Source organism: Anaerofustis sp., from assembly GCF_019420015.1.
GTDB lineage: Bacteria > Bacillota > Clostridia > Eubacteriales > Anaerofustaceae > Anaerofustis.
This window is the reverse complement of sequence record NZ_JAHZIA010000046.1, coordinates 1-5,609: the sequence shown is the minus strand read 5'-3', so window position 1 is coordinate 5,609 and position 5,609 is coordinate 1. Positions and strand designations below refer to the sequence as shown.

Genomic DNA, 5,609 nt, shown 5'->3' with positions numbered 1-5,609 from the left:
GTTATATTATCAAATACTCCTTACTTTGTCAATCCCTTTTCTTTACTTTTTTTACAATTTTTTTATATTTATCCTATTTACCTTGTAAAATAAAAGAGTTTCTACTAAAAGAAACTCTTCTGTGTTATTTTATTTATTTAAATCTTTTACCGATTCACCTTCTATTATACCATGAGAAACGATGATTTTCTTTTCCTTTAAATCTTCGCCTTCCAATAATTTTACCAACAATCTTGCACTTATTGCCCCTACATCATACATATAATGATTGATACTGGTAAGGGTCGGGTTAATCCATCTTCCGACTTCACATGAATTTAAACTTACTATGCTTATATCATCCGGAACTTTCATACCCTTTTCTTCTATTGCTTTAATAGCACCCACGGCCATTTCATCATTTCCGCAGATTACAACACTTGGAAGATCTCTTTTGAACATTTCTTTCATAGCCAAATATCCGCCTTTCATGGTAAAAGCATTCTCTATTATGCAAGATTTGTCAAACTTCATCCCAAGCTCTTTGGCAGTCGACATTATAACTTCCTCATTCTTCTTGGCATTATAATCTCTGTTTTTATCTCCGTGAATCAAGCCTATATTTTTATGACCTTTGTTTTTAACATATAGCATCAAAGCATGAATACCTTGATTATAATCATTTATTACACTGGAGTATTTCCCGTCAAAATCCTCTACTCCGCATAAAATTACGGGCATGTTCATATACTCAAACTTGCGTTTTACATTTTCGTCAAGCTCTCTTCCCGCAAATATTATCCCGTCACATTGTTTTTGATAAAATAAATCCATAAATTCTTCTTCTTTTTTACTGTCCGCGTCACTGTTGCAAATAATAGCATTATACCCACTTTGCATACTTATATCCTGTACGCCCCTAGCCATTTGAGCATAATAAGGAATCGTAATATCATGTATAACAACACCGACGGTTTCTGTTTTTTGAAGCTTTAAACTTCGCGCTATTGCATTAGGTCTGTACCCTGTTTCTTTAATCGCTTCCAAAACTCTGTCCTTGGTCTCTTGATTTACCAATGGTACATTATTAATTACACGTGATACTGTAGCTATCGAAACATTTGCTTTTTTGGCAACATCTTTAATTTTTGCGCTCAATATCCGCACCTCCACATTTATTTGATTACATAGACTGATAACTGAATAAAAGTTATAAAATTAAAAATATTTTATCATACCATCTATTTATTTTCAATTGATTATACCTTATTATTGCAAATTAGCACCCCTTTTTAACATTAATTTACAATTAAGTTGAAAAAATATGTAAATATTATATAATTATTATATATCATTAAAGGAGAAAATAGTATGAATAATGATAATTTTTTTCATAAAAATGCAAATCTAATCATAAACGAGTTAAACGAAGCTTTACTTAAAGTAGATGAAAATGAAGTGTATGAATTAATCGAAATAATAAATAAATCAGAAAAAATATTCTTTATAGGTGTAGGAAGAGTAATGACCATGCTCCAATCTATAGCAAAAAGACTCAAACATATAGGCTACGACACCTATATAGTTGGAGAAACGACAGAACCGCCAATCACAGATAAAGACCTGTTAATAGTAGGTTCAGGAAGCGGGAGTACATTAATACCAAGCGGCATCGCACGTAAAGCAAAATCTTTCGGTGCAAAAATCGCTCATATAGGCGTAATACCGGATAATCCTCTTAAAGAAATAACGGATGTATTTGTAAGAATACCGGTAAAAAGCAAAAAAAATCTACCGGATCAAGTTGAATCCAAACAACCTATGACATCTCTATTCGAGCAATCTTTACTGCTCCTGGGAGACGCCATTACTTTAACAATATTGGATCTGAAAGATGAACCTGTCAACGAAAGCATGTGGTCAAACCATGCAAATTTAGAGTAATCCCATGAAAAACAAATACTATAAATTCACTCTTAATCAAAATTATTTCATATGTCCCAAATGCAAAGAAGCTATGAGTGTATCGAACAACACCATTTCATGTAAAAACAATCATTGTTTCGATATCGCCAAAAAGGGTTATATAAATTTCTTGGCTAATATAAAGCCACAGAAAGGATATAATAAAGATTTTTTTGAGTGCAGAAGAAATATATTGGCTGACGGATTTTACAATCATATATCAGCCCATATAATTAATTTAACAAAGCATTACGGGTTTAAGAACATAATAGATATCGGTTGCGGCGAAGGTTTTTATTCTCACAATATCAAATCTGAGGATAACAATATATTTGCATTGGATTTTTCAAAAGATGCAATAAATGTAGCATCAAGGGGCATAAACGATATTTGCTTTATGGTTGCGGATATTCAAAATATCCCTATCAAAGCCGATTCAATGGATTGCATATTAAACATATACACACCTGCAAACTACCCGGAATTCAAGAGAATACTTTCTGCAGAAGGAATTATCATTAAAGTTATACCTGGAAAAGAACACTTGAAAGAATTGAGACATCAAATAAAACACAAACTGAAAAATGAAGAATATTCCAACAAAGAAGTTATTGACTGCTTTAAAGAACATTGTGAACTAATCAATACTCTTAAAGCAAGGAAAACATCCAATATAAACAAAACCCAGTTGGAAAATCTTATACAAATGACGCCGTTAATGTTTGATATGGATTCAGAACACATCGATTATAACAGTATTTCTAAAATAACTATAGACAGCGAAATCCTGATAGGAAAAATAAAATAAAAAGACCTATAAAAGGTCTTTTTTAAATGAATTTTTTTCTTAAGCAAAAAACAATCCCCAATGTACTTACAACCAAAACGACCGTATACATCATAAGTCCTTCATCCCTGGTCTTTGGTGTAACTGAATCGTGTTTTATATTATGTTTTGCATCCGTTTTTATTACATTTCCCTTTCCATTGTCATAATCCGAATTAATATTTTTATCTTCCGAATCATTACTGTTCCCTGTATCAACATCACCATTGTCACTTTCGGCTTTTATCCAACCTGTATATAATGTAATCCCGCTTAGTAAATCAACATTATCACTATTTGATTCATACTTAGCCTTACACTCTTCATCCGTATACCATCCCGTAAAACTATAACCTTCTTTTACAGGAGTATAATTTTTATAAATATCACTTTGTGTTAAAGACAATATATCATTGTTCTCTGCAACTCTACCATTTATCCCGATATCATCAAACAATTTTTTTAAAGAGCTTTTATCTTCAAAAACCCCTCCATTAGCATCTAAAAGAATACTGTCCGGTGCTATTCTGCATGTTATCCCAACGCCCTCTTCCATATATCTTTTTATATTTTTGTCTGATGTTATAACTATCGTTGGAGTTTTTATTTTATTATTCGGGTTTGTTATATTATCATCTACCAATAAAAAATTTTTCATATCGTCAAAAGACATTCCCGATGTATCAAAACTGCTTAAGTCCAATATTGACAAATCATAACATCTGCCAAACATTTTATACATATCTTTAACATTACCGGTGTTAAAATTACTTACATCTATTTTTTTTAATTTTATACAACAATCAAACATAAATCTCATATTCTCTACATTTTCAGTATTGAAAGAAGATAAATCAAGACTTTCTATTTTATATGCACCACGAAACATATCTTCCATAGTCTTAACCTTGCCGGTATCAAAGTTGCTCAAATCCAGTTTCTCCAAACTGCGACATTCACAAAACATCTTCTTCATTGTTACAACATTTTCTGTCGTAAAATCATCCGACCAATTAACACTTTTTAAACTATTGCACCCTGCAATTAAATATGACATATCTTTAACATTTCTTGTATTAAAACTGCTCAAATCAATATCTTCCAAATTTCTGCATACAGCAAACATCGCACACATATTTTCTGCATTTTCCGTATTCCACCCATTTAGTTTTATACTTTCTAAATTTTCATTATACCAAAACATATAAGACATATTTGTAATGTTCGATACATCTACCCCTTCCATATCGAGATGTTTCAAATTATTCAGCTTCGAAAATGCATAACTGGCATCATTATTTTTAACTGATACTTTACTCCCTGCTGTTCCTATTTTTACAGAAACCACATCCTTGGGAAGAGATAATCCATTTGAGGACAGCTTCTCTATAACAACCCTTTTGCCATCCAATTCTCCGGGGATAACAACATCGGTAGATGTTCCTTTATACTTTGTGAGAAATATATCTCCGCCTTTCTCATAGTATTCCCAATCACTTAAGGATTCCCCTCCTATGCCTCTCTCTAAAGCAAATATAATGTCGTTACACGTAAATGTAAAAACACATACAAGTACACTTAAAAATAAAATCATTAACTTCTCAACTCTTTTTATCATAATAACCTCCCCAATTCAACGTAATAAAAAGAATACTTTTTTTATCAGTTATGATATGATTAATAAGAATTTGAGTTTTTACTTAATTAATGATTTATTTTAAGTATTTATTACAAATAATTATAAAATATTAAATACTTTATAATGTCACATAATGTATAGTTTTTTTAACCAAAAAATAAATTTCAGAATATTAAATATATTATAAATTAAAAAAGAAAAATAAAAAAAGAGCACATTATGTGCTCTTTTTATTAAAATCAATTATTCGATGATTTCAGCAACAACACCAGAACCTACAGTTCTACCACCTTCTCTGATAGCGAATCTTAACCCTTCTTCGATAGCGATAGGTGTGATAAGTTCGATTGTAGTTGTGATGTTATCACCAGGCATTACCATTTCTGCACCGCCTTCTAGTTCAACAACACCTGTAACGTCAGTTGTTCTGAAGTAGAATTGTGGTCTGTATCCGTTAAAGAATGGTGTATGTCTACCACCTTCATCTTTTGTTAATACGTATACTTCTGCTTTGAATTTTGTATGAGGATGAATTGAAGCAGGTTTAGCAAGTACTTGTCCTCTTTCAATTTCAGTTCTGTCAACCCCTCTTAGAAGAGCACCGATGTTATCTCCGGCAACACCTTCATCAAGTTGTTTTCTGAACATTTCAACCCCTGTTACTACAGTTTTGTTTGTTTCTTTTTTAATACCAACGATTTCTACTTCTTCACCTACTTTTACAACACCTCTTTCAACTCTACCTGTTGCAACAGTACCTCTACCTGTGATTGAGAAAACGTCTTCTACAGGCATTAGGAATGGTTTATCAGTATCTCTAACTGGTTCTGGGATATATTTGTCTACTTCAGCCATAAGTTCAAGGATTTTATCTCCCCATTCACTTTGTGGATCTTCTAAAGCTTTTAATGCTGAACCGATTACGATTGGTGTACCGTCTCCGTCGAATTCATATTCGTCAAGAAGTTCTCTTACTTCCATTTCTACTAATTCGATAAGTTCTTCATCATCAACCATATCAGCTTTGTTTAAGAATACTACAATGTATGGAACGTTAACCTGTCTTGCAAGTAGGATATGTTCTCTAGTTTGTGGCATTGGTCCGTCAGCTGCAGAACATACTAAGATTGCACCGTCCATTTGAGCAGCACCAGTGATCATGTTTTTAACATAGTCGGCATGTCCTGGGCAGTCTACGTG

5 protein-coding genes are annotated in these 5,609 nt (G+C 32.3%); 2 read left to right on the top strand and 3 right to left on the bottom strand.

Annotation, left to right across the window (positions count from 1 at the left end):
• Nucleotides 1-129: 129 nt before the first annotated feature.
• The gene (locus tag QZ357_RS08075; protein WP_290776090.1) at nt 130-1,137 is read right to left on the bottom strand and encodes a LacI family DNA-binding transcriptional regulator; all 1,008 of its coding nucleotides are present in this window, start codon (nt 1,135-1,137) and stop codon (nt 130-132) included.
• 213 nt (nt 1,138-1,350) lie between these two features.
• Here QZ357_RS08075 and hxlB point away from each other — a divergent pair, with 213 nt between their 5' ends.
• A complete protein-coding gene (gene hxlB, locus QZ357_RS08070; RefSeq protein ID WP_290776088.1) occupies nt 1,351-1,923 on the top strand; it encodes a 6-phospho-3-hexuloisomerase in 573 nt (190 codons plus the stop codon).
• Between the two features lie 4 nt (nt 1,924-1,927).
• Nucleotides 1,928-2,752: a putative RNA methyltransferase gene (locus QZ357_RS08065; protein WP_290776087.1), complete on the top strand. Its 825-nt coding sequence runs from the start codon at nt 1,928-1,930 to the stop codon at nt 2,750-2,752.
• Nucleotides 2,753-2,774: 22 nt separating this feature from the next.
• Here QZ357_RS08065 and QZ357_RS08060 read toward each other — a convergent pair whose 3' ends face one another.
• Both QZ357_RS08060 and tuf read right to left on the bottom strand, forming a co-directional pair.
• Complete coding sequence (locus QZ357_RS08060; RefSeq protein ID WP_290776086.1) at nt 2,775-4,388, bottom strand: BspA family leucine-rich repeat surface protein; 1,614 nt, start codon at nt 4,386-4,388, stop codon at nt 2,775-2,777.
• A 264-nt stretch (nt 4,389-4,652) separates the two neighbouring features.
• A partial coding sequence (gene tuf / locus QZ357_RS08055) for an elongation factor Tu (RefSeq protein WP_290776084.1) occupies nt 4,653-5,609 on the bottom strand: 957 nt, incomplete at its 5' end.